At 72.2% G+C, this 23,357-nt stretch carries 17 protein-coding genes and 2 pseudogenes; 9 read left to right on the plus strand and 10 right to left on the minus strand.

Going from position 1 to position 23,357, the window contains the following annotated elements; genetic code table 11:
- Positions 1-44: 44 nt before the first annotated feature.
- From ABZ621_RS30560 to ABZ621_RS30575, 4 genes are all read right to left on the minus strand, one after another.
- Positions 45-1,673, minus strand: coding sequence for a sulfite oxidase (locus ABZ621_RS30560; RefSeq protein WP_360609668.1), 1,629 nt, complete (start codon positions 1,671-1,673; stop codon positions 45-47).
- A gap of 246 nt (positions 1,674-1,919) precedes the next feature.
- Positions 1,920-3,446 (minus strand): SDR family oxidoreductase, encoded by a 1,527-nt coding sequence (locus ABZ621_RS30565; protein ID WP_360609669.1) that lies wholly within the window; start codon positions 3,444-3,446, stop codon positions 1,920-1,922.
- Positions 3,447-3,571: 125 nt separating this feature from the next.
- Positions 3,572-4,150, minus strand: a complete 579-nt coding sequence (locus ABZ621_RS30570; protein WP_360609670.1) for a fasciclin domain-containing protein — start codon at positions 4,148-4,150, stop codon at positions 3,572-3,574.
- Positions 4,151-4,343: 193 nt separating this feature from the next.
- Positions 4,344-4,574, minus strand: coding sequence for a hypothetical protein (locus ABZ621_RS30575; protein WP_360609671.1), 231 nt, complete (start codon positions 4,572-4,574; stop codon positions 4,344-4,346).
- Between the two features lie 321 nt (positions 4,575-4,895).
- On the opposite strand from ABZ621_RS30575, the gene ABZ621_RS30580 reads away from it, so the two are divergent.
- The 5 genes from ABZ621_RS30580 to ABZ621_RS30600 all read left to right on the plus strand — a co-directional run bounded on the left by ABZ621_RS30580 (position 4,896) and on the right by ABZ621_RS30600 (position 15,538).
- Positions 4,896-6,722, plus strand: coding sequence for a hypothetical protein (locus ABZ621_RS30580; RefSeq protein ID WP_360609672.1), 1,827 nt, complete (start codon positions 4,896-4,898; stop codon positions 6,720-6,722).
- Positions 6,719-10,450, plus strand: a complete 3,732-nt coding sequence (locus ABZ621_RS30585; protein WP_360609673.1) for an amino acid adenylation domain-containing protein — start codon at positions 6,719-6,721, stop codon at positions 10,448-10,450. The genes ABZ621_RS30580 and ABZ621_RS30585 overlap by 4 nt, the downstream gene beginning before the upstream one ends.
- Before the next feature lie 119 nt (positions 10,451-10,569).
- Positions 10,570-11,544 (plus strand): hypothetical protein, encoded by a 975-nt coding sequence (locus ABZ621_RS30590; RefSeq protein WP_360609674.1) that lies wholly within the window; start codon positions 10,570-10,572, stop codon positions 11,542-11,544.
- A 60-nt stretch (positions 11,545-11,604) separates the two neighbouring features.
- Positions 11,605-13,719 (plus strand): ABC transporter ATP-binding protein, encoded by a 2,115-nt coding sequence (locus ABZ621_RS30595; RefSeq protein ID WP_360609675.1) that lies wholly within the window; start codon positions 11,605-11,607, stop codon positions 13,717-13,719.
- Between the two features lie 10 nt (positions 13,720-13,729).
- A complete protein-coding gene (locus ABZ621_RS30600) occupies positions 13,730-15,538 on the plus strand; it encodes an ABC transporter ATP-binding protein (protein ID WP_360609676.1) in 1,809 nt (602 codons plus the stop codon).
- 76 nt (positions 15,539-15,614) lie between these two features.
- Here ABZ621_RS30600 and ABZ621_RS30605 read toward each other — a convergent pair whose 3' ends face one another.
- A complete protein-coding gene (locus ABZ621_RS30605) occupies positions 15,615-16,685 on the minus strand; it encodes a GH25 family lysozyme (protein ID WP_360609677.1) in 1,071 nt (356 codons plus the stop codon).
- Positions 16,686-16,836: 151 nt separating this feature from the next.
- On the opposite strand from ABZ621_RS30605, the gene ABZ621_RS30610 reads away from it, so the two are divergent.
- Positions 16,837-17,982, plus strand: coding sequence for a helix-turn-helix domain-containing protein (locus ABZ621_RS30610; protein ID WP_360609678.1), 1,146 nt, complete (start codon positions 16,837-16,839; stop codon positions 17,980-17,982).
- Between the two features lie 148 nt (positions 17,983-18,130).
- Here ABZ621_RS30610 and ABZ621_RS30615 read toward each other — a convergent pair whose 3' ends face one another.
- From ABZ621_RS30615 to ABZ621_RS30635, 5 genes are all read right to left on the minus strand, one after another.
- On the minus strand, positions 18,131-18,598 hold the full coding sequence (locus ABZ621_RS30615; protein ID WP_360609679.1) for a peptidoglycan-binding protein: 468 nt from the start codon (positions 18,596-18,598) through the stop codon (positions 18,131-18,133).
- A 67-nt stretch (positions 18,599-18,665) separates the two neighbouring features.
- On the minus strand, positions 18,666-19,118 hold the full coding sequence (locus tag ABZ621_RS30620; RefSeq protein WP_360609680.1) for a peptidoglycan-binding protein: 453 nt from the start codon (positions 19,116-19,118) through the stop codon (positions 18,666-18,668).
- A 30-nt stretch (positions 19,119-19,148) separates the two neighbouring features.
- Complete coding sequence (locus ABZ621_RS30625; RefSeq protein WP_360609681.1) at positions 19,149-19,607, minus strand: peptidoglycan-binding domain-containing protein; 459 nt, start codon at positions 19,605-19,607, stop codon at positions 19,149-19,151.
- A 32-nt stretch (positions 19,608-19,639) separates the two neighbouring features.
- Entirely contained in the window at positions 19,640-20,095 is a 456-nt protein-coding gene (locus ABZ621_RS30630; protein ID WP_360609682.1) for a peptidoglycan-binding protein, read from the minus strand.
- A 329-nt stretch (positions 20,096-20,424) separates the two neighbouring features.
- The gene (locus tag ABZ621_RS30635) at positions 20,425-20,913 is read right to left on the minus strand and encodes a hypothetical protein (RefSeq protein ID WP_360609683.1); all 489 of its coding nucleotides are present in this window, start codon (positions 20,911-20,913) and stop codon (positions 20,425-20,427) included.
- 80 nt (positions 20,914-20,993) lie between these two features.
- Between ABZ621_RS30635 and ABZ621_RS30640 the strand changes: the two are divergent.
- From ABZ621_RS30640 to ABZ621_RS30650, 3 genes and pseudogenes are all read left to right on the plus strand, one after another.
- A pseudogene (locus ABZ621_RS30640) lies at positions 20,994-21,569 on the plus strand (CoA-transferase); the annotation flags it as partial.
- Positions 21,569-22,056, plus strand: a pseudogene (locus ABZ621_RS30645) (CoA-transferase). The pseudogenes ABZ621_RS30640 and ABZ621_RS30645, both read left to right, overlap by 1 nt.
- A 227-nt stretch (positions 22,057-22,283) precedes the next feature.
- The gene (locus tag ABZ621_RS30650; RefSeq protein WP_360609684.1) at positions 22,284-23,117 is read left to right on the plus strand and encodes a hypothetical protein; all 834 of its coding nucleotides are present in this window, start codon (positions 22,284-22,286) and stop codon (positions 23,115-23,117) included.
- Positions 23,118-23,357: the final 240 nt, after the last annotated feature.

The raw sequence follows: 23,357 nt of genomic DNA on the forward strand, positions 1-23,357 counted from the left end.
GGAGCGGGGGAGGCCGGCACCGCCGTGGTCCGACCGCCCGTGGTCTAGGTGACGGTGACGAAGACGCTGTGCCGGCCGGTCGCCCCGTCGGGGACGGTACGGGTGCGCTGTTCGGTCTGCACCTGGCCGGTGCCGTCGGTGGCGCGGACGGTGAGGTTGTGTCCGCCGGGGGAGGCGTTCCAGCGGTAGGACCACTGGCGCCAGGTGTCGACGCCCGTCTCGGCGGCGAGGCCGGCGTCCTGCCACGGCCCGTCGTCGACGCGGATCTCGACGCGGGTGATGCCGCGGCCCTGGGCCCAGGCGACGCCGGCGATGGTGACGGTACCGGCGGCGGTGCGGGCGAAGGGCTTGGGGGTGTCGATGCGGGACTGGGTCTTGATCGGCGCCTCGCGGGCCCACTCGCGCTTCACCCAGTACGCATCGTAGGCGTCGAAGGTGGTGAGCTCGATGGATTCGATCCACTTGCAGGCCGACACGTAGCCGTACAGGCCGGGGACGAGCATCCGGACCGGGAAGCCGTGGTCGAAGGGCAGCGGCTCGCCGTTCATGCCGACGGCGAGCATCGCGTCCCGGCCGTCCATGACGTCCTCCACCGGGGACCCGATCGTCATGCCGTCCACCGAGCGGGCCACCAGCTGGTCGGCCCCGCCTCCTTTCGACGGCGGCGTGACCCCGCACTCGGCCAGCAGGCCGGCCAGGGGGACGCCCAGCCAGCGGGCGTTGCCGATGTAGGGGCCTCCGACCTCGTTGGACACGCAGGCGAGCGTGATGTCGCGTTCGATCAGGGGGCGGGCCAGCAGGTCGTCGAGCGTGAACGTCCGTGGCCGGGGCACGCCCTCGCCGTGGATCCGCAGCCGCCAGGTGTCCGCGTCGACCTCGGGGACGACGAGGGCCGTGTCGACCCGGTAGAAGTCGCGGTTCGGGGTCGTAAAGGCACTGATCCCCGGCACGTCGAGCCGCGCGCCCCGCGGCACGGCGGGAGCGGGGGAAGCGGGTGGGGGCAGGACGAGACCGGCGCGGGAGGCTTCGGCGTCCCGGCCCCGGCGGCCGGACAGCATCCGTCCCAGGGCGCCCGCGCCGGTCGCGGCGACGGCGGTGACCGCGAGGGCCGTCAGGAACCCGCGTCGGCCTCTTCCGCTTCTTCCGCCTCTTCCGCTACTTCCGCTTGCTCCGCGCACGCCCGTGTCACGGGGTGACTCCCCCACCAGGACGGCGTCGCCCGCCAGGACGGCCTCGCGGGCCAGGACGTAAAGGACCACGGCCCCCGCCACCGACCCGCCCAGGGACGGCACCGCGTCACCGAGGCCGGTGGAGTCGGGCCGGCTCAGCGCGGCGGCGGCACCGACGAGCCCGAACGCCAGGACACCGAGCGCACCGGCGTACCGGTGCCGCAGCGCCACGATCCCCAGGGACGCCGCGCAAAGGGCGAGCAGGACGAGGATGCCGAGTTGGAGGACGGTCTTGTCGTTCTCTCCGAAGGCACGGATCGCGAAGTCCTTCACCGGGGCCGGGGTCCGGTCGACGACCGCGCCGCCGACGACCGTGACCGGCCCGGCGGCGGGCCGCACGAGGGCCTCGATCAGTCCGGCCACCGCCAGGGCCGTGTAGCCGGCCGTCAGGCCGGCGAGTGCGCCGCGGGACAGGCGGCCGAGGGTGTTCGGGAAGCTGCTCACACCTGTTCCTTCGGCACTGACCGCCCTGGGGATGGGTTCCGCCACCCGAACGAGGTGTCGTCCGGCCCCCCTCCCCCGGGGCGGCCGCCCCGGGCGGCTCCGTCCCGTCCCGGCGACCGGTCCCCTCCGTGCAGGCCGGTTCCCGAGGCACCGCCGGCTCGGGCGGGTGCGTGAGGCGCGGCAAGGATGCCGGCCTTCGCCGGGTCGGCGCTCCGCGTGCCTCGCTGCCCGTCCGGGCAGCGGAGATCACCTACGGCCCGGTGCCGCCCCCGACCGGTCGCCCTCCGTCTCGGCGGTGCGGGTGATGTTCCTGGCCATGCCGCCGAAGACCACGGCGTGGAACGGAGCGACCCCCCACCAGTACGCCTGCCCGGCGAGGCCCCGAGGGTGGAAGAGCGCCCGCTGACGGTACGACGTCCGGCCCTGCTCGTCCCGGTCGACGGCCATCTCCAGCCAGGCGAGACCGGGCAGGCGCATCTCGGCCCGGAGGCGCAGCAGGCGGCCGCGGTCGATCGCTTCCACACGCCAGAAGTCCAGCGCGTCGCCGACGCGGAGGCGTTCCGCGTCCCTGCGGCCCCGGCGCAGTCCCACTCCCCCGGCGAGCCGGTCGGCCCATCCCCGGACGGCCCAGGCCAGTGGGAACGAGTACCAGCCGTTCTCCCCGCCCACTCCCTCGATGACCCGCCACAGTGCCTCGGGGCTCGCGTCGACGGTACGGGCGCGTTCGTCGGTGTAGAGGCTGCCGCCCGCCCAGTCCGGGTCGGTCGGCAGCGGATCGCTCGGCGCCCCGGGCGGTGAGGCGGAGGACCACCGGGTGGTGACCCGTGCCTCCCGCACGCGGCGGAGGGCCAGCCGGAGCGCCTCGTCGAAGGGGATGGGCCGGCCGGGGCCGTCCGGGACGTACCGGGTGATGTCGTCCTCGGTGCGGACCACCTCGTGCCGGAGCGATTCCGTGAGGGGCCGGGCCAGGGAGGCCGGCACCGGTGTGACGAGACCGATCCACTGGCTGGACAGCCCGGGGGTCAGGACCGGTACGGGCACGATGAGGCGTCGACGGAGCCCCGCGACCTCCGCGTACCTCTCCATCATCTCCCGGTACGTGAGCACGTCGGGACCCGCGACGTCGAAGGTGCGGTTCACGTCTGCGGGCATGGCGGCGCTCCCCACCAGGTACCTCAGCACGTCGCGGACCGCGATGGGCTGGACGCGTGTGCCGACCCAGCTGGGGGTGACCATGACGGGGAGTCGTTCGGTGAGGTACCGGAGCATCTCGAAGGAGGCCGATCCGGAGCCGATGACGACGGCGGCCCGCAGGACGACGGTGGGGACGCCCGAGTCGAGGAGGATGCGGCCCACCTCGGTGCGGGAGCGCAGATGCGGGGAGAGCTCGTTCTCCGGGACACCGCGCGGGGTCAGGCCGCCCAGGTAGACGATGCGCCGCACCCCGGCGGCGCGGGCCTCGGCGGCGAAGGTGCGGGCGGCGAGCCGGTCGGTGTCCTCGAAGCGTGCCGTCGAACTCATGGAGTGGACCAGGTAGTAGGCGACGTCCACGCCGGTGAACGCCTCGCGCAGGCTCTCGGCGACCGTGACGTCACCGCGGACGGTCTCCACCCGGTCGGCCCAGGGGAAGTCGCGGAGCTTGTCCGGATGCCGGGCGAGACAGCGCACCCGGTAACCGCTGTCGAGCAGCTCCGGGACGAGACGGCCCCCGATGTAACCGCTCGCGCCGGTGACGAGACAGCGGGGGGCCTCGGACGATGTGGGAGTGACCATGTGCTGATCCGTTTCATGGAGTTCCGGTCCGTACACGCCTCATGCGGGTTCTTCGTCGTCACGGGGGCGCCCGGATGCCGGTCGGGGGCCCGGCCGTGGCCGGACCCCGGTACCTCGACGCGCCCTCACTTCGGCATGAGCACGGTGTCGATGATGTGCACGGTCGCGTTGGACGTCTGCACGTCACCGCAGACGACGGAGGCGGTGTCGTTCACCTTGTACGTGTCCCCGGACCCGGTCGTGGTCAGCATGTCGCCCTGCAGGGTCTCGAACGAGCCGTCGGCGAGGTCCGCCTTCTCCACCGGCTCGTCGACCACGTGGTAGGTGAGGATCTCGGTGAGCGTGGCCTTGTCGGCGAGGACCTTGTCGAGGTCGGCCTTCGGGATCTTGGCGAAGGCGTCGTTCGTCGGCGCGAACACCGTGATGTCCTCCGCGTTGTCGAGGGTGTCGACGAGACCGGCCTTCTCGACGGCGGCGGCCAGGGTGGACAGCGCCGGATTGTTCGAAGCGGCGGTCGCCACCGGGTCCTCGGCCATGCCGGCGAACGAGCCGGCCCCCTGCTCGGGCACCGAGGCGCAGCCCGGACCGAACGGGGCGCCGCCGTCGTCGGCCGACGCCTGCGGGGCGAGAGCCCCGAACGAGACCGCGAGGGCCACGGCGGCCAGAACGGCCGGGACGCGGCGCCGGGTGAAAGTGGCGTTCATGACGTGCTCCTCCCGCCGGCCGGACACCGAGGAGCCGCGGCCGTGGATCGATTGAGCTCCTACACGGACATTCGGCGCGAAGCGGTCCTCCGGATGGGGTCGGCGGCACTTTTCTTCCCGAGCGCCGACCCCGGCCCGCACGTCGCACCCCGAGCTGCCACTGCCAGCACCACGACCCGTGGCCGCGACCTCGTCACCGAGGACCGCACCGGCCGGATCGACGCCTCTTTTCCAGGACCAGGGCGAACGCGGACAGGCAGCGCACGACGAGGCTGCCGGCGCAGCCACCGTCGACCCAGACGAGTTCCGGCCGGTGCTGCGGATCGGCCACCTGGGCGAGGAGCACCTTCGCGGTCGTCGGCGCCGAAGCCCCCACCCAACATGGCTTGATGCACTCGCTGTTGGACTTCTTGACCCTCTTCATCGCGCGTGGGAATATTGAGACGTGGGAGCGCTCCCACAGAGGGACAACAGTAGCCCGACCGGCGGACAACCCTCTTGTCTCATCGCGGCTTTGAGCTTCGCGCATTCTTCCGGGGTGCGGAACATGGGCACTCCGAGGTTCGAAACCGGTGTTCTCGCTTGTCGGGAAGCGGCTGAACCCGATCCCGTCCGGGACCTTTTCGTTCTCTGCTGTCTGCACCGAGGAAGTCGGTTGTCGCTGTCGTACGGTCCGCTCGCCACGCCGCCCTGAAAGCCGGCCGAGGCGCCGGGGCCGTACCCCCACCTGCCTATGGATCGAGTGATGGATCATTCCACCAAGCGCGACCTATGGACCAAGCACCTGCGGCACGTCAGAAATCCCGTACAGCTCTTCTCCGGCGCGGCCGGCCAGGCTCTGCTCCGGCTGGCGACCCTGGACGGAACCCTGCCCTACCGATCGGCCGTCGCCAGCCTGACGATCCGGGAGCGGGTTCTGTTCCAACACCTTTTGGGGCGCAGCGAGTTCGTACTCGAACCGCCGAACGCGTCCGGCGCCGAGGTCCACGACGTACTGGTGGCCCATTCGCCCCACGGCAAGCTCAGTCTGCACGAGCCCGCGCTGAAGGACGACGTCGACGAGCAGGACGTGCTCGCCGGCATCCGGCTGCCCCGCTGGCTCCTGGAGATGGTGGCCGAGGAGACGCTGGCGGAGGAGTCGATGGAGGCGCGGGAGCGCGCCGAGCTGGACACCATGCTCCGGCGGTGGCACACCGCGGGCACGCTGCCGGCCCGGCTCGAAGAGGTCATCGACTGGGTCGAACGGGTCGAGACGGTCTTCGTGTACGTCGGACGGCACCTGTGGTCCCGTTCCGACAGCGGCTCCTCCACCCTCATCCGGGGCAACGTGCTCCCCGGGCTGCGGGAGCGTGACCTGGACGCCTGGAGCGCGGACGAACGGCTCTTCGTCGCGGCCATGCAGTTGCTGTTCCGGACCGGACGGGCCGTCCGCTTCGAGGAGTTCAACGGCCGGCAGCTCACCGCGACCGCGCTGCGGCGCACGCTGCTCCAGCGGTGCAGCAGGTATTACGACGGCACCGACGAGGAGCCGCCCGCGCGGCTGTCGACCATGTCCCTCCAGGAACTGGCCACCACCGCGGGTGCGCTGATGCCGGACGTGGACGGCGGCCCGGGGGTCAGGTACCGGAGGATCAGCGGACTGACGTACGCGAAGGACGAGTTCCTCATGGACTGGGCGGCCGACGACCGGCACGTGGGCATCGCCCCGCCCACTCTGCTCGCGCTGGCCTCACGGCACCTGGGAGGCGGCGCCGCGGCCGCGGAGGACCTCCAGGACCCGGCGCCGGACGGCACGGCCCCCGCCCTCGTCCGGCGGCTCACCGCCCGCGCCGTGGAGACCGCCGTACTCGAAGGAGACACCGCACCGCTGGAGGAGGTGCTCCAGGCCATCGTGCTGGGGGCCGTGCAGGCGACCGGCGGCGATTACGCCATGTCCAGCGGCATCCGCGACGTGACCCAGATGGGAGGCGTCGACGCGGCGACCGTACTGGACCTCAAGAAGCCCGACTTCTTCTGCTGCGTCATGCCCTCGCCGCAGCTGGCGCAGAAGCTGCCGGGCGAACGGGTCACGGAGATCCTGTGGCAGGTGGCCCAGCGGATGATGTACAACCGCTGGCACTTCATCCCCGGCAACTACGAGCGTGCCGACATCCCCCGGCGCCGGCACTACTTCTTCCCGCCCCATGTCCCCGACATCGGCGAGTGGGCCGACATGCGGCACGGCGGACACACCACCTCGCAGGTCCGCTACACCCTGCGGGCCCCGGGTGCGGCGATGTGGCAGCCCGGGTTCGCGCCCTACGGCCATCCGTACCGGGGCTGTTACGACATCCGCGTCGTCCGCATGGAGGGACCGCCCTTCACCCTGGAGGACCTGCGCACCGCTTGTCGCTACTCCGACCTGATCGACGTGTTCTGGCGGGAGCTGGCCACGGGGATCCGTCTGGGCGGGGGGTTCACCGCTCCGCAGATCAACGTCTTCGACGCCGGCTGGTACCGCTCGGAGCGCTGGCGGGAGCCCTTGGAGCGCCTGGTCACGAACCCCCGGAAGGAATCGGTGATCGCTCGATGAGCGGTACGTTCGCGCGGGGGACGGCCGGTGACGCGTACCGGGTGGTGGTCAACGCCGAGGCGCAGTACTCGGTCTGGCCCCACACCGAACCGCTGCCCGACGGCTGGGAGCCGGTCGGCGTGTCCGGCAGCCGCGAGCACTGCCTCGCCCACATCGGCGAGATCTGGACCGACATGCGGCCGGCCTCCCTCCGTACCGCCCCGGCTGCCGGCGCCGCGCCGGCGGGACCGGGGGGCGTCGGGCACTGGTGGCACGAGCCGGTTCGGGACGCGCGGGCCGTCGGCGGTGTCTCCGGGGCGGCGGGCGCCGAGGTGCCCGTGCCGGACGCGGGCATCCACGAGCTCATCGACGCGTGCAACGCGGCCTTCCCGCACGAGATCGCCGTCCGGTACGGCACGCGGACCGTCACCCGGGCCGAACTGGACCGCCGTACCCGCGTCCTCGCCCGCCGGCTGATCGCCAGAGGCGCCCGGCCCGAGCGCCCGGTGGCGGTTCTGCTGCCGCGGTCGGCCGACGCCGTGACGGCGATCGTCGCCGTTCTCCGGTCGGGGGCGGCGTACTTGCCCCTGTCCCTCGCCGACCCGAGGGCCCGGCTCGCGGCCATCCTGCGGGACGCGGACGAGCCCCTGGTCGTGACCGACGAGCGGGGCCGCGCCCTGCTCGGCGACTACGGCGGACCGGTCCTCCTGGTGGACGGGGAGGCGGGCCTGGGCGGGCCAGCGGGTCCCGGCGGGGAAGCGGGCCTGGGCGGGGAGGCCGAGGAGGACGGCCGGTCCGTGCCGGGAGACCTGCCGCGGGTGTCCTCGGCCAACCTGGCGTACATCGTCTACACCTCCGGCACCACCGGTCCGCCCAAGGGTGTCCTGGGCACCCACGGGCAGCTGGTCAACTACGTCCGCTGGTGTGCCGAGGAGTTCGCCCTGCCTTCGGGCGAACAGGCACTCCTGCACGCCCCGCTGTACTTCGTGGGATCGGTGATGACCCTGTTCACCGCCCTCGTCGCCGGCTGGGAACTGGAGGTCGCACCCGAGCCGGTCGCGTTCGACGAACTCGCCCGGATCGCCCGCGAAGGCTCCTGCGGATTCCTCAAACTCACCCCCTCCCACGTCCGCGCCCTGACCGCGCTGGGGGAGGTGGCGGATCTCGCCCGGCTCGTCATGATCGGCAGCGAGCCACTGCACCTCACGGCCGCCTTCGCGGACTGGATCGCGGACAGCCCCTCCTCACGGTTCGCCAACCACTACGGCATGAGCGAGACCGTCGGGTGCACCTGGTACTGGGTGAGCGGCCACGAGCCGGCGGGAGAGCGGCTGCCGGTCGGCGGGCCGATCCTCAACGCCGAGGTCCACATCGTGGGCGAGGACGGCGAGCGGCTGCCGCACGGGGAGATCGGCGAGCTGTGCGTCGCCGGCGACGTCATCGCCCGTGGCTACCACGGGCGGCCCGCGCTCACCGCCGCGCGGTGGACCCCGCACCCTTGGGGGCGGCCCGGTGAGCGGCTGCTACACACGGGCGACCTGGCCCGGATGGCACCGGACGGCACCGTCGAGGTGCTGGGGCGCGGCGACCGGCAGGTCAAGATACGGGGCCACCGCGTCGAGCTGCCCATGGTCGAGGACGCCCTGCGCCGCTGTCCCGGGGTCGCCGAGGCGGTGGCCGCCGCCACCCCGGACGCCCAGGGCTTTCCGCGGCTGACCGCCTATCTGCGTCCCGTGCCCGGCGCCCGTCCCCTGACGGGTGAGGTGCGCGAGCGGGTGGCGCGGGAGTTGCCGGAGCCTTCGGTGCCGTCGCGCGTCGTCCTGGTGTCGGGCTACCCGCAGACCGCGAACGGCAAGATCGACTACGCCCGCCTCGCGGAGGCCCCCGTCCTGCGACCGGAGTCCGCCGGCGTCTACCGCGAGCCCGCGACGCCCGCCGAGAAGGCGCTGCGCGAGGTCTTCTCGGCGGTGCTCCAGATGGAGCGGGTCGGCGCCGACGACGACTTCCTCGACCTCGGAGGGGACTCGCTGAGCGTGGTCCAGGTCGTCACCGCCGCGGAGGAACTGGGGATGGTCTTCACCATCGGCGAGTTCTTCGACGCCCGCACTCCCGCCGCCCTGGCCGAGCGGATGAAGCAGAGAGAGGTGCAGGAACAGGGACCTGCGCGGGAGCGGGAGGACGTGTCGGCGGACGGCGGCGCCCCGCCCGCGCGGGAGGAGGATTCCGCACCCGGCATGCCGTCGGTCGTCGAGTCCGTCCCCGTCCGGCCGGACGCCGACGCGGCGCAGGAGCCGCAGGGCACGTCATGGCTGCCCGTGCCGTTCTCGGCGCGGGCGGGAAGCGGACCGATGACCTGGGGCCAGGTCCACATCTGGCGCCCCCTGCAATGGTTCGGTGGGGCGTCCGCCGCCTTCAACCTCAAGCGGATCGTCACGCTCCCGGCGCCCGGTGTGGCCCTGGACGACTGCCTCACGGCGCTGCGGCGCCTCATCGAGGCGCACCAGGTCCTGCGTACCCGTTTCCCCGAAGGGTCCGGCACCCCACGGCAGGTCGTGGTCGGAAGCAGCGCCTACCTGGTGGAGGCGCACCAGGTGACGGAGGACGCCAGCGCCACCGCGAGCACCGACGACGCCGTCGGGACGGCGGCCGGGGAGCGCGCGGAGCGGCTGGCCGGCATCCCGTTCCGGCTGGGTCACGAGTGGCCCGTCCGCTTCAGCCTGATCTGCCGGGGCCGGCGGGTCCACGCGATCGCCGTCGTCGCTTCGCACGTGGCTCTCGACGGCTGGGCCGTCGAGCGGCTCACGGCCACCATGACCACGCTGATCGGCGGAGACTCCGCGCGGCCGGCCGCCGACCCCTGGCAGCCCCTGGACCAGGCGGCGTACGAACGGTCCGAGCGCGGCCGTCGGCAGGACGCCAGGGCGATGGAGTACTGGCGCGCGCGCCTCGCCGAACTCCCCGATGTCCCCTCGGGCCCGCGCGCCGACGCGACGGCCGGTCCGCCGGTGCAGACGTGGTCGCTGGACTCGGCCGCACTCGCGGCGGCCTCGGTGGAACTGGCGCGGCGCACCCGCACGTCGAGCTCCGTCGTGCTGCTCACCCTGGCCGCCTCGGCCCTGTCGGCGATCCGCGCCCAGCACACCGTGGCCCTCCAGCTCATCGCGGCCAACCGCTACACCGGACAGCAGCAGCGACTGCTCGCCTCCAGTGCGCAGGACGGGCTGCTGGTGTTCCACCGCGCCGACGTGCCCCTGGACGAGGCCGTGCGAACCGTGTACCGGCAGGCCACCGAGGGCTACTTCCATGCCCAGTACGACCCGGACTCGCGCGCCTCGCTGCTGGACGAGGTGGCCCGTACCCGTCGACATCCGGTCGACCTGTCCGGCTACTTCAACGACGCCCGCCTCGGCCGGGACTGGGAGGTCTCCGGGGGTGTCGGCACCGGCGCCCGGCAGCGGCCCGTCTTCGTGCGCGGTTTCGAGCGGCACGACATGACGTTTTGCCTGGCCCTCGCCCAGCACGGTCACGCCTGTCGTGTGTCGCTGCTCGCGGACACGGCGTACCTCCCAGAGGACCGGATCCCGGCGTTGCTGTCCGGCCTGGAGTCCCTGTTGCTCACGGCCCTGGAGCGTGAGGTGCGCCTGGACGAAGTGCCCGAGGCGCTCGGCCTGCCCGCCTTGCCCGCGCCGCCCGCCGGTCTGCCGCGCGGGACGCGGCCGTCGCCGGCGACCGGAAGGCCGTCCACCTGAAACGACCGCGCCGGAAGGCCGTCCACCTGCAACGACTGCGCCAGAAGGCCATCCACCGGAAGGCCATGCACCGGAATGTCATCCATCGGAATGTCATCCACCCGAAACGAGGACGCTCGATGACCACCGCCCAGCCCGCCCTTGACGAACTGCTCAGGGAAGCGGACCCCGGCCTCCGCGACACCGAGCTGCCCCCGGACGGCCGGTACCAGCGGGAGGCCACGACGATCCGGAGGGTCGACGCCGCCGTCGTGGAGACCTTGCGCGGCGGGTTCGGCGGCCGGGCCGCGGCCGACTACCCCCTGCTGGTGGTCGGCTGGGGCCGCTGCCGGGTGGGCTCCACCGCGATCACCAACCTCTTCGGCATCGCGGGGGTGCCCTCGTACTACCAGCCCGTGAAGACCGTGGCCCGCCACGTGCTCACCGGGGGCGCGGGGTCGCCCTGGCACCTGCCCGACGGCGAGTCCGCCCTGTTCGCCAAGGAGATGGCCGGGCCGTACGTGGCATACGAGTGCCTGTTCAACCCCGTGCGGAACCTCATCGAGGCCGGCTGGCCGGCCGACCGGCTGCGGCTGCTGGTCCTGGACCGGGAGCCGGAGGCGTGCCTGGACTCCTGGATGGCCAAGTGGGAGGGCAGGATCGGCCGACGCCGCGTCGTGGAGAACTTCGTCCGTTCCACCGCCAACTACGGGGCCATGCGCCGCTTCGCCGCCGAGGAGGGGGTGAGCGTGACGCACTTCCCCTACGAGGCCGCCAAGCAGCCGGAAGTGACGGTCAGGCTGATGTTCGAGCGGCTGGGGGTCGGCGACCGCTACCGCTCGGAGATCCTCGACGACTGGGGAGCAGCGGGCGACCTCAACTCCGAGCACGCCCTGGTGCGCTATCCGGTGGAGCCGGACGCCTACGTCGTCCCGGGGCTGCACGGGAACGAGGTCGCGTACCGGTACAAGCCGCGCGCCATCAGCCGGCTCACCGAGGAGGAACGGGCGGTCGCCGCCGCCCCCGCGGTCCGGGAGCGGTACCTGGAGTCGGTGGCCCACTGCTGTGCGGAGCTCGGGATCGCCGAACCGCTGCGCACGAAGCTGTTCGGCTGACCCCGGCCCGGTCCCCGCCTTCCGGCGACCGTCCCTTCTTCCTCATCACGGAGACGACAGATGACACAGGCCGGATCGTCGACGGCCGTCGGACGCTGGCTGGCCGAGGCCGTGCGTCCGCGGCGGGCGATCGTCGCGCTGCTGCCCGCCGCGGGCCGCGCGCTCGCGGCCGCCGCGCTGGCGGTCGGCGTGGTGCGCGGAGTCCTTCCGGTGGCGTTCGCGGTCGAGATCAGCGTGGCGGCGGGCCGCGTCCCGGACGCGGTCGCGGCCGGCCTGGATTCCGCCGCCGGAGAAGGGCTTCGCTTCGCACTGCTGGCCGCCGTCGCCGCGCTGCTCCTCCAGCAGGTGCTCGAACCGGTGCAGACGGCTCTGGACGAGGTGCTCGCACGGCGGGTCGACGGTGTCATGCACGACCGGCTGGTCGCCGCCTCGCTCGGTTGCGAGGACCTCGCCCCGCTGGAGGACGAGCGCGTCCTCGACCTGCGGGAGGAGGCGATCCGGGAGCTGGAGTCGGCCTTCCGCACCCCGGGCAGCGCCGTCGCCGGGCTGGTGGCGCTCGTCGCCCGCTACGTGCAGCTCACCGGCTTCTGCGTCGTGGTCGCCGTGTGCTTCAGCCCGCCCGCCGCGGTCGCGCTCGCCGCCCTCGTCGTCCTGTTCCGCTACGGGCAGCGCGGCGGGCTGCGCCGCTACGCCCGGGTCATCCGGGCCGTCACCCCGGTCCGCCGCGAGGCCGCCTACCTGCGCGACCTGGCCATGGGCACCCGGGCTGCGAAGGAGATCCGGGTCTTCGGCATCCTCTCCTGGCTTGCCGAACGCCACCACCGGGTGCACCGCTCGGCGCTGGAGCCCGTCTGGCGGGAGCGCCGGCGGATCTACCTCCGCCCCTACCTCGGCTACGCCGGCGCGGGGCTGATCGTCCTGGGCGCGGTGCTCGCGGTGCTCGGTGCCACGGCGGCCCGCCGGGAGGTGCCGCTGACCGGCCTGGTCCTGTCCGGCCAGGCGATCCTCGCGGCGATGCGGCTCGGCGACTTCTATCCCGAGGCGGACACCCAGACCCAGTACGGAATGAACGCCGCGGACGCCATCGCCCGCTTCGAACAGGCCCTCGCAGCCGTGACCCCGACGCCCACCACCCGGTCCTCTCCGCCCTCTCCGCCTTCTCCACCCTCTCCCTCCTCCGACACGGCGAAGGCGCCCCGCCCTCTCGGCCCGCTCTCGGGCGACACCGTGACGCGGGCCCCGTCGCAGGCTCCGCCCCGCGTGGAGTTCCGCGGAGTGACCTTCCGGTATCCCGGCACGAGCGAGCCGGTCTTCGACGGCCTCGACCTCACGCTCGCACCAGGGCTGTGCACCGCCCTCGTCGGGGTCAACGGCGCCGGCAAGACCACCCTCGTCAAACTGCTGGCCCGGCTCTACCGGCCGGAGTCCGGGCACGTCCTGGTGAACGGCGCCGACATCGGGTCCGTCCCCGTCGACGAGTGGCGGCGCCGACTGGCCGTCGTCTTCCAGGACTTCACTCGGTACGAGGTCACCGCCGCCGACAACATCGGTTTCGGAGCGGTGGAGGCGCTGGAGGACCGCGCGTCGATCCGCGCGGCCGCCGAGCGGGCCGGCATCCTGGCGGTCCTCGAAGGCCTGCCGGCCGGCCTGGACACCGTACTCTCCAGCCGGCATCCGGGCGGCACGGACCTGTCCGGGGGCCAGTGGCAGCGCGTCGCTCTGGCCCGTGCGCTCCTGGCCCTGCGTCAGGGCGCGTCGGTCCTGGTCCTGGACGAACCCACGTCGGCCCTGGACATCAGGGCCGAGGCGGAGTTCTTCGCCCGCTTCCGGGAGCTGACCAGGGGAAGTACCTCGCTCCTCATCTCGCACCGCTTCTCCAGCGTCCGGCACGCCGACCGGATCCTGGTCATGGAGGACGGGCGGGTGGTGGAGTCGGGCAACCATGAGGAACTGCTCGGTGCCGGAGGCCGTTACGCCGAGTTGTTCAAGCTCCAGGCCGACCGCTTCGCGGGACACCTCTCGGAGGGTGGCGTGCGAGGAGAGGGCCGGACCGCCGGGGCCGTGGGAACCCTCCGGGAAACGCGATCGGAATCGGCATCGGAATCCGAATCGGAATCGGAAACGGAATCGGAAACGGAAGGGGACGGAGGACCGAGTGTTCCGGGCAACGGCTGACCTGCTGCGGATGTCCTGGCGACAGGACCCCCGCAAACTGCTGGTCGCACTCCTCCTGATGGCCGGAAACGCGGCGGCCGCCCCGCTCGCCGCCCTCTGGCTCAAGCGGCTGTCCGACGACGTGGTCGCCGGACAGGCGGCGGGGGCGGCGTGGAACGGCGTCGGCGTCGCCTTCTGGGCACTGGGCGCGCTGACCTTCGCCCACTTCGCCCACATCGCCTACTTCGAGATCTCCGAACTCGCCGTCCTCACCATGGACGGGAAGCTCTTCGAGACGGCGAACCGTGACGCCGGCCTCGCCCAGGTCGAGGACCCCCGGCTCGCCGACGAACTCGCCCTGCTCAAGCAGGAGATGCAACGCATGGGCGAAGGGCTCCAGGCCGTCCTGGCCGGATCCTCGCTCGCGGTGTCCATGGTGCTCACCGGCATCCTCCTGGCGTCGGTCGATCCGCTGCTGCTGGTCCTGCCCCTGCTGGCGCTGCCCTCCCTGCACGCCGCCCGGCGCGCGGCCGCGATCCTCGACGGCGCGCGCGAGGCGACGGCCGCGGCCACCCGGGCGAACCTGCACATGGTGGAGCTGGCCACGACCGCGGCCACCGCCAAGGAACTCCGCACCCTGCGGCTGGCGGACCAGATCCGGCGGCGCCGCCAGGAGGCGTGGGAGCAGGCCGGCCGGCAGCTGTCCAGGTCCCAGTTCCGGGCCGCGCTGTGGCAGGCCGGCGGTCAGACCGTCTTCGCCTGCGGATACGCGGCCGGCCTCCTCCTCGTCATCCGTACGGCGGTCGATGGTCACGGCGGCGTCGGTGACGTGGTGCTGTCGGTCGTCCTGGCCGCGCAGGTCAACCAGCAGGTCGGCGCGGCCGTGCCGCTCTTCCAGCAGATCCAGCGGTCCGGCCGGGCCTTCCGCCGGCTGTCCCGAGTCCGCGCCGAGGTCACGGCCGCACGGACAGGCACCCCCGAGGTCCCTCCCCTTGCCCCCTCCCCGACCCCCTCCCCCGTCCCGTACCGACGCACGGCACCGACGCGTCCGGTGCCACGGCGGCTGACGAAGGGCATCGAACTGCGGAACGTCGCGCTGCGCTACCCGGGAGCCGACCGCCCGGTCCTCTCGGAGGTCAGCCTGACCCTGCCCGCCGCCCGTACCGTGGCGATCGTCGGCGAGAACGGCGCCGGCAAGACCACCCTGGTCAAACTGCTGTGCCGGCTGTACGAGCCGACCTCGGGCCACATCCTGGTGGACGGCCTCGACCTCTCCACGACCGAACCAGCCCACTGGCACCAGCGGATCGCCGCCGGATTCCAGGACTTCGTGCGCTTCGAGTTCGACGCGCGCGAGGCGGTCGGGGTCGGCGACCTGCCCCGGGCGGGCGACGACGCGGCGGTCACCGCGGCCCTCCGCAGAGCCGGCACCGAGGAAGTGGTCCGAGGCCTGCCCAACGGACTCGCCACGGTACTCGGCAAGAGCCGCACGGGGGGCACGGACCTGTCCGGCGGGCAGTGGCAGCAACTCGCCCTGGGCAGGGCCATGATGCGCGAAGCGCCGCTGCTGCTGGTCCTCGACGAGCCGACGGCCGCGCTGGACGCCGAGGCCGAGCACCGGCTCTTCCAGCGCTACGCGCGCAACGCGGCGCGGGTCGGCGCGGCCACCGGGGCGATCACCGTTCTCGTCTCGCACCGCTTCTCGACGGTGCGCATGGCCGACCTGATCGTGGTGGTCGCGGACGGCGGCATCCACGAAGCGGGCACGCACGACGAACTCATCGCCCGCGCCGACCTCTACGCCGAGCTGTACGGAGTCCAGTCGGCGGCCTACCGGTAGCGGGCGAGCGGCAGCCCCGCCGCCGTCTCCCTGCCCCGACGCCTGGGCCGCCTCCGTGGCCCGTATCGGCTGACCGTCAGCGGTTCGCGAGGCGGTCCAGGTCGGCGTGGGTGCCGTTGAAGACGTCCGCGTTCACCGGGGCCTTGATGGCGTCGAAGAGCGCGGAGGCCGTGTACTGCCACATGAGCCAGCTCGTGGAGCCGGCCGGCAGCGGCGGCCGGGTGATCGACTGGCGGTAGTCCGCGAGCTGGAGGGCGTACCCGGCGAAGGCCGTCGTCGAGTCCATGCAGTCGTCCAGGAAGGACTTCTGGGTGTAGATGACCGGCTTCCGGCCGAACGCCGCCTCGACCCGGTCCAGCCACGCCGTCACGTCGGCGACGGAGCCGTGGATCGGGCAGCGGCTCGTGCCGTCGTCCATGCGCTCCAGGTCGAGGACGGGCGGCAGGTCTCCGGGGCGGTGGCCGGTGTAGCCGGTCGCGCGGACGGCGGCGATGAAGCGGTCCGCCTGGGCGGGGCCCGTCGGAGCCGTGGCGGCGGTGTAGAAGTGGTACGGGGCGACCGCGAGCCCGGCCTGCCGTGCCGCCTCCAGGTCGGTGGCGAGGTACGGGTCGGTGACGTCGAGGCCCCGCGTGGCCTTGACGGTCGCGAACTCGACGCCGTCGGCGCGCAGGTCGTTCCAGTCGATCACCGCGCCTCCGGGGTACTGGTAGACGGAGGTGTCCACGCCGTCGACGACGTAGCCCGCCGGGCGGGGCGGTTCACAGAAGGTGCCGCGAGCGGACCAGTTCTCCAGCGCGGCCCAGGTGTTCGGGCCGATGATCCCGTCCGCGCCCAGACCGGCGCACAGCTGGAACTGGACGACCCGGTTCTCCGTCCCACCGCCGAAGTCGCCGTCGACGGCCAGCGGAGCGTAATGGGCGGTCTCCATCGTCAGGTTGAGTCGGCACTGGGCCTCCTTGACGTCCGCACCGGTCGCCCCACGCCTCAGGGTCGGCCGCGCGTCGGAGTACCCGCACGCGGCGCCCGCCGCCGCCCCTTCCGGGGCGGGGCGGCCGGTCGCGCCGGCCGTCGTCGCCGACGAGGCGAGCATCAGTGCGAGCGCCACCCCGGTGAGGGTGAGCGCCTCGCGGATCTTCCCGCGTCCCATCCGTACCTCCTATGCCTCTTGCGTTCCGTTTTCCGGGCTATTGCCCGACAACATGCAGGTCGGCCGCAACGACGAGACTCACCGCGGCAGTTCTGGCAGATTGGTCGGCCGGGCGTCGCGGACGTCGCGGCCGGGCACACACGGAGTCGACATGAAACGATTCACCGAAGCGGAGCGGTTCTCGTCCCGGCTGCGCGAGTTACGGGAGAGAGCCGACTACAGCTACGAGACGCTCGCCCGGAAGACGGGTGTCAGCCGCTCCAGCCTCCACCGTTACTGCGCGGGGGCCTCCGTCCCTCCGGACTACGGCCTCGCGCACCGCATCGGCGTCGCCTGCGGAGCCACCCCCACCGAGCTGCGCGAGCTGCACCGGCTCTGGGCCCTGGCCGACACGGAACGGAACGCGGAGAGTCCGGAGAGCCGGGAGAGCCGGGAGAGCCGGGAGAGCGTCGCGGAGGCGGAAGAAGCCTCCCCGGTGCCGGTCCCCGCGCCCGTACCCGTCCCCGCGCCCGCACCCGTCCCCGCATCCGTATCAGCCCCCGAATCCGTATCCGAATCCCTATCCGCATCCGAGGGCGGCGGCGAGATGGCGCCGGACGAGGCGGCGGCCGGACGAGGACCGCACAGGTGGCGTCTCACGGTCATCGGCGCTGTCACCGCCCTCGTCCTCTCCCTCACGGCCTGGGGCCTCGTCTCCACCTTCTCCCCCACCGCCACGGACGACGTCCCCACGGACGCACGGCCGCTGTTCACGGACGCCTGCGGGCCCGTCGTCAGCATGGGCCAGAACGACGCCTGCGTACGCGAAGTACAGCTCCGGCTCCGCGAACACGGAGCCCGCATCGGCGTGGACGGGTCCTTCGGGCCGGAGACCCTGCGCCGGGTCACGGCCTTCCAGGTGCTCACCGGGCTCGTACCGAACGGCGTCGTCGGGGTGCCCACGAAGAAGGCGCTCTACGAGTCGCCGGTACGGATGGAGACGTGGGCTCCGGAGCGGGTCCGGCAGCGCGTCCGGGAGGTGTTCGCGGAGGTTCCCGACGACGCCGTGGCCATCGCGGACTGCCAGTCGTTCCTGGACCCGCTGCACATCCTGCCGAACACCAACGGCACCAGGAACTGGGGGGTGTTCCAGATCTCCGACGCACGTCTCGCGGAACTCGGCGGGACGCCCGGCCAGGCGCTTGATCCCGAGTGGAACATCCAGGCAGCCCGGAAGCTGTGGAGCCGCGATCGCGACTTCGGCGACTGGCCCCACTGCGAGCGGGCCCTGAGGCCGAGTGCGAAGTCGAGCTCCTGATGCCGAGCCCCTGATCTCGGGTTCCTGATGCCGGACTCCTGACACCGGACTCCTGACGCCGGACTCCGGTAGCCAGGCGTCCTCGTCCGGGCACGCGCCCGCCTCGCCTCCCCCGTGACGAGGTGAGGCAGGCGCGTACGGATGAGAATCAGAAGTCGAGCGAGCCGGCGAACACGGCGAACGCGGACCGGGTGCCCGGCCCGGCGATGCCGTCGATCGGCCCCGTGTAGCCGTAGCCCCGCAGGCTGCGCTGCAGCGCCTTGATCGTGTTGGGGCCGGGGATCCCGTCGATCGCGAGGTCGTAGTCCCAGGTCGCCGCCAGGTGGCGCTGCATCGCCTTCCAGCTGTTGGTGCCGAGGAGACCGTCGATGGACCCGTCGTAGTCGTAGTGCAGGGCCAGCCAGCGCTGGAGCGACTTGGCCTGCGCGCTGTTCAGGCCGAGGTTCTCCGTCGCGAGCACGCCGAATGCCTCGGCGTTCACGGCCGGTTGTGCAGCCGGCCGGGCAGCCGGTTCGGATGCCGCGAAGCTGGTGCCCGCACCCGCGAGGGTGCCGACCGCCAGCGCGACCACGGCGGTGGCGCTGACGATCGACCTTGTCAGGACGCTCGGTCGCATGCGTTCCCTTCCCTTCATTCATTCGTTCGCTCGTTCGTTCGTTCGTTCATTCGTGAGGTGCGGGTGGTCAGCCGAGGGCGTCGGCGAACCGCGCGAACGCGGCCCTGGTGCCCGGGCCCGCGATGCCGTCGATCGGACCGTTGTAGTCGGAGGCCGCCGCCAGGAAACGCTGCAGCGCCCTGACCGTGTCGGGGCCGGGGATACCGTCGATCGGGTCGGTGTAGTCCCAGTGCTTCGCCAGGAAGCGCTGCATCGCCTTCCAGCTGTTGGTGCCGAGAAGGCCGTCGATCGACCCCTCGTAGCCCCAGACGTCGGCCAGAACGCGCTGGACGTTCTTGGCCTGCGTGGTGGTCAGGCCGAAGTTCTGGGTCGCGAGCGCGCCGAAGGACCCCGTACTCACCGCCGGCGCCTGGGCCGCCGGGGCGGACGCCGCGACGCTCGTACCGGCACCCGCCAAGGCCCCGACCGCCAGCCCGACCACGGCGGTGGCGCTGATGATCGGCCTCATCATGGATCGCATGCCTTTCCCCTCTCGTTCGTCCGGTCCGGGTCAGCCGACGGAGTCGGCGAACCGCGCGAACGCGGCCCTGGTGCCCGGGCCCGCGATCCCGTCGATCGGACCCGTGTAACCGAAGGCAGCCGCCAGGTACTTCTGCAGCTCCTTGGTCGTCTCGGGGCCGGGGATCCCGTCGATCGGACCCTTGTAGTGCCAGTGCGCCGCCAGGAAGCGCTGCATCGCCTTCCAGCTGTCGGTGCCGAGGAGACCGTCGATGGGTCCCTCGTAGTCGTAGCGCGGGGCCAGCCAGCGCTGGACGTTCTTGGCCTGCTCACTGGTCAGACCGAAGTTGTACATCGCGAGCGCGCCGAAGGGCCCGGCGCTCTCCGGCGGAACCTGGGCCGCCGGGGCGGACGCCGCGAAGCTCGTACCGGCACCCGCCAAGGCCCCGACCGCCAGCCCGACCACGGCGGTGGCGCTGACGATCGACCTCGTCATGACGCTCTGTCGCATGCGCTCTTTCCCTCGTTCGTCCGGGGTCCGCATCAGATGGAGTCGGCGAACCGCGCGAACGCGGCCCTGGTGCCCGGGCCCGCGACGCCGTCGATGCCGCCGGTGTAGCTCCAGTCCAACGCCAGGAAGCGCTGGAGGGCCCTGATCGTGTCGGGGCCGGCGATCCCGTCGATCGGGTCGGTGTAGTCGAAGTACTTCGCCAGGAAGCGCTGCATCGCCTTCCAGCTGTTGGTGCCGAGAAGGCCGTCGATGCTGCCGGTGTAGGACCAGTGCGTCTTCAGCCAGCCCTGAACGGCCATGGCCTGCGTGGTGGTCAGGCCGAGGTTCTGGGTGACGAGCGCGCCGAAGGACCCGGCGCTCACCGCCGGCGCCTGGGCCGCCGGGGCGGACGCCGCGAAGCTCGTACCGGCACCCGCCAAGGCCCCGACCGCCAGCCCGACCACGGCGGTGGCGCTGACGATCGACCTCGTCATGACGCTCTGTCGCATGCGTTCTTTCCCTTCGTTCGGTGCTGCTGCGGTGTCGAACGAGGAGGACGCTGGCAGGACGCCCCGGGCCGCCGCAACGATCGCCGTCCCGCTGGGACGGTGGGACGGTTCCAGCCGTCCGAGCTGGGATGATTCCCCGTCCGCCGGGACGGGGATGGGACGGCGACACGGGCGGAGGGGGCGGGGAGGAACGCTCGGCGTACAGGCGGTGGCGCAGCACGGTCCACGCGCGGCGGGCACTCGCGTCGGGCTGCGGCTGTCGCGACCGGCCGGCATCCGGGCTGACCCGGCTGCGAGCCGAGCGCAGCTGTCACCGCGCCGAAGGCCGGTTATCCGAAGGGCGCGAACGGGGTCGAGAACGAGGTCAGGTCCGTCACCCGGACCAGGCTGAGCTCGCCGGGGTCGACCCCGGCTCCGGACAGGATCACGTCGGTGTGCTCGACGCGCCCCCGTGCGACCCAGCGGGGGTGGCCGCTGCTGCGCCAGAGTTCGAACGCCACGGGATTCCCGTCCGTGGTGACGGTGACCGGTTCGAAGACCGGCAGGCGGGCCGGAAGTTCCTCGTCGGGGTGGTAGAAGGTCTCGAAGGCCCGCTCCAGGGCCTCGCCGGCCTCGGCGTTGCCGGAGGAAGCGCTGAGGACCGTGACGTGGGGGACCTCGGGGTCGAAGCGTGGAGAACCGAACCACAGGTATACGTGGACGTCGCCAGAGGCTCGGTCGTAGCCGTGCCCCGTGACCTGCCGCGTTTCCGGCCAGTCGGCATCGACGGCGAAGACGCCGAAGCCTTCTGCCGAGCCGGGTATGCCTTGAGCGGTCATGTGATCCCCCTGCGGTCGCCCATGACCGGGCATCCTGCCACCGGACGAGAGGCTGCGGGTGGGCGGGGTCGCGTCCGCGCCTCGGCATCCTGCTCGCCGCCGGGCGCATCAGCCGGGTCACCGGCTCGTACGTCGGGGAGAACAAGGAGTTCGCCCGCCAGTACCTGAGCGGGGAGCTGGAGGTCGAACTCGTCCCGCAGGGCACCCTCGCCGAACGGCCGCGGGCCGGCGGCTGCGGCATGCCCGCCTTCTACACCCCGGCCGGCGTCGGCACCCAGGTCGCCGACGGCGGGCTGCCCTGACGGTACGGCCCCGACGGCACCGTCGCCGTCGCCTCCCCCGCCAAGGAGACCCACGCCCACGACGGCCCGCCGCACGTCCTGGAGCACGGGATCACCACCGACTTCGCCCTCGTACGGGCCTGGCGCGGCGACCGGCACGGCAACCTCGTCTTCCGCCGCGCCTCCGCCAACTTCAACCCCCTGGCCGCCATGGCGGGACGGACCGCGATCGCCGAGGTCGAGGAACTCGTCGAACCCGGCGCCCTCGACCCCGACCAGGTCCACCTGCTCGGCGTCTTCGTCCAGCGCGTCGTCCCCCTCACCCCCGCCCAGGCGGCCGACAAGCAGATCGAGAAGAGGACGGTGCGCGCCTGATGGCCTGGAACCGCAACCAAATGGCCGCCCGGGCCGCCGCCGAACTGACCGACGGCTCCTACGTCAACCTCGGCATCGGCCCGCCGACCCTGATCCCCGCCCACGTCCCGTCCGGCGTGCACGTGGTGCTGCACTCCGAGAACGGCATCCTCGGCACCGCCGTCCTCGGCGCCATGCAGGTCTCCACGGCGGGCGATCTGGCGAACTGGATGGTCCCCGGCAAGATGGTCACGGGCATGGGCGGCGCCATGGACCTCGTCCACGGCGCGCGCCGCGTCATCGTCCTCATGGAACACACCGCCAAGGACGGCACCCCGAAGCTCGTCGAGGAGTGCCCCTCCCCCTCACGGGTCGCGGCAGCGTCGACCGGGTCATCACCGACCTCGGCGTCCTCGACGTCACCCAGGGCGGGCTCGCCTTGGTGGAGATGACGCTGTACCCCGGCGACGTGAGAGCGACCGGTGCCCCTGCCGGAGTCGGCCCCTGAGCGACGGCGACCGCGTCGTCGTCGAGATCGAGAGGATCGGCCGGCTCGAAGTGGGCGTGGACGGCTCCAGGGCCACGCCGTACGCGTCCCGCCCGGGGCACTGCCGCGGCTGACGCGTCCATGCGGGGTCGGGCGCAGGGCGTGATCTGGCCATACCGGCAGGACGACACCAGCCTCTCAAGAGGATCATCCGGATATCAGCGCTTTCACTCCATTACAGTGCCTTTGTGAACCGTCGTTCGCCCGAGGCCCAGGACGCTGGGCCGTCATCGTCCCGTCGCCGTAAGGTCCTCGCCGTGTTGGGCGGTGTGGTGATCGCTGTCACGGTCGAGCTGACGACCGGGGCCCTCGAAAGCGGCTTCGGCAAGATCCGGGATTACTTCTTCCCGCCGGCGGCGGGGCTCGCCGTTCACGCGAAGGCCGTGAACCCTGTGAACACCTGCGAGAACGGCGGTGGATACGTCTTCCCCCAGCCGGTTTCCAAGCTCGACCGCTTCATCAAGGGGTATCCGAGCGAGGAACAGGTCCACGAAGCCGGGGGTGCTGCCGCCGAGTACCAGATCATCGAGCTGACGCTCCAGCGAACCAAACCCGTGACGGTCTCCGTGGACAACGTGGTCGTCAACATCAAGAAGACACTGCCGCCGCCCGAACGGGGCACCCACCTGACGTACATCTGTCAGGGCGGAGGGGTCGAGGTCAGGACGTTCGCCTTCGACTTGGACAGATCGGCGGGCAAGACCTACTCCATCGTGGGGCGTCCTCCGAAGGTCGGGGGACGAGAGCAGCCGGAGCGACTTCCCGCCGAGCCCGACCCCGAGAAGTCCCTGAAGATCTACGTGGTCCCCTACGGGCTGAAGCACGGCTACCGGTTCACCCTCACCGTCGAATGGAAGGAGAACGGAAAGGACCGGAAGAAGGAGATCGACAACAACGGTGAGCCGTTCGTCGTCATGCCCGCACGCGGCGCGGCTTCCTACCTAGTGGAAGGGTGGCCGACGAGGTACGCGAAGCGGAGCACCTACAGGGCACCGTGGTTCCTCCCGGATGCCGGCGAGTGAGGCAGCGGAGCGTCCCGGCTACAGCGGTGCATGCCGTACGGCGTCTGCCGGCCCGCTCGACCGGCGCCCGGCGCCCGGCGCCCGGCCACAGCTCGGCAGGGCTGCCGGTCCCCTGCTCTCGCCCTTGAGGCGGCAGCCGGCCTAGCTTGATCTTTAACCTGAGCGGCGTGGTCGCGGAGTGGTCGACTGCGTGGTCCGGGACGTGGTGGTGCCGGTCTTGCGGGATGTGTGGACGTCATG

The organism is Streptomyces sp. NPDC007863 (assembly GCF_040633895.1).
GTDB lineage: Bacteria > Actinomycetota > Actinomycetes > Streptomycetales > Streptomycetaceae > Streptomyces.

Bases quoted from the DNA above. Each gene is read 5' to 3' on its own strand.
- ABZ621_RS30605 (WP_360609677.1), bottom strand. From the start codon at position 16,685: ATGGGACGCGGGAAGATCCGCGAGGCGCTCACCCTCACCGGGGTGGCG.
- ABZ621_RS30635 (WP_360609683.1), bottom strand. From the start codon at position 20,913: ATGACCGCTCAAGGCATACCCGGCTCGGCAGAAGGCTTCGGCGTCTTC.
- ABZ621_RS30610 (WP_360609678.1), top strand. From the start codon at position 16,837: ATGAAACGATTCACCGAAGCGGAGCGGTTCTCGTCCCGGCTGCGCGAG.
- ABZ621_RS30575 (WP_360609671.1), bottom strand. From the start codon at position 4,574: ATGAAGAGGGTCAAGAAGTCCAACAGCGAGTGCATCAAGCCATGTTGG.
- ABZ621_RS30625 (WP_360609681.1), bottom strand. From the start codon at position 19,607: ATGCGACAGAGCGTCATGACGAGGTCGATCGTCAGCGCCACCGCCGTG.
- ABZ621_RS30595 (WP_360609675.1), top strand. From the start codon at position 11,605: ATGACACAGGCCGGATCGTCGACGGCCGTCGGACGCTGGCTGGCCGAG.
- ABZ621_RS30630 (WP_360609682.1), bottom strand. From the start codon at position 20,095: ATGCGACAGAGCGTCATGACGAGGTCGATCGTCAGCGCCACCGCCGTG.
- ABZ621_RS30615 (WP_360609679.1), bottom strand. From the start codon at position 18,598: ATGCGACCGAGCGTCCTGACAAGGTCGATCGTCAGCGCCACCGCCGTG.
- ABZ621_RS30580 (WP_360609672.1), top strand. From the start codon at position 4,896: ATGGATCATTCCACCAAGCGCGACCTATGGACCAAGCACCTGCGGCAC.
- ABZ621_RS30565 (WP_360609669.1), bottom strand. From the start codon at position 3,446: ATGGTCACTCCCACATCGTCCGAGGCCCCCCGCTGTCTCGTCACCGGC.
- ABZ621_RS30570 (WP_360609670.1), bottom strand. From the start codon at position 4,150: ATGAACGCCACTTTCACCCGGCGCCGCGTCCCGGCCGTTCTGGCCGCC.
- ABZ621_RS30620 (WP_360609680.1), bottom strand. From the start codon at position 19,118: ATGCGATCCATGATGAGGCCGATCATCAGCGCCACCGCCGTGGTCGGG.
- ABZ621_RS30585 (WP_360609673.1), top strand. From the start codon at position 6,719: ATGAGCGGTACGTTCGCGCGGGGGACGGCCGGTGACGCGTACCGGGTG.
- ABZ621_RS30590 (WP_360609674.1), top strand. From the start codon at position 10,570: ATGACCACCGCCCAGCCCGCCCTTGACGAACTGCTCAGGGAAGCGGAC.
- ABZ621_RS30600 (WP_360609676.1), top strand. From the start codon at position 13,730: ATGTCCTGGCGACAGGACCCCCGCAAACTGCTGGTCGCACTCCTCCTG.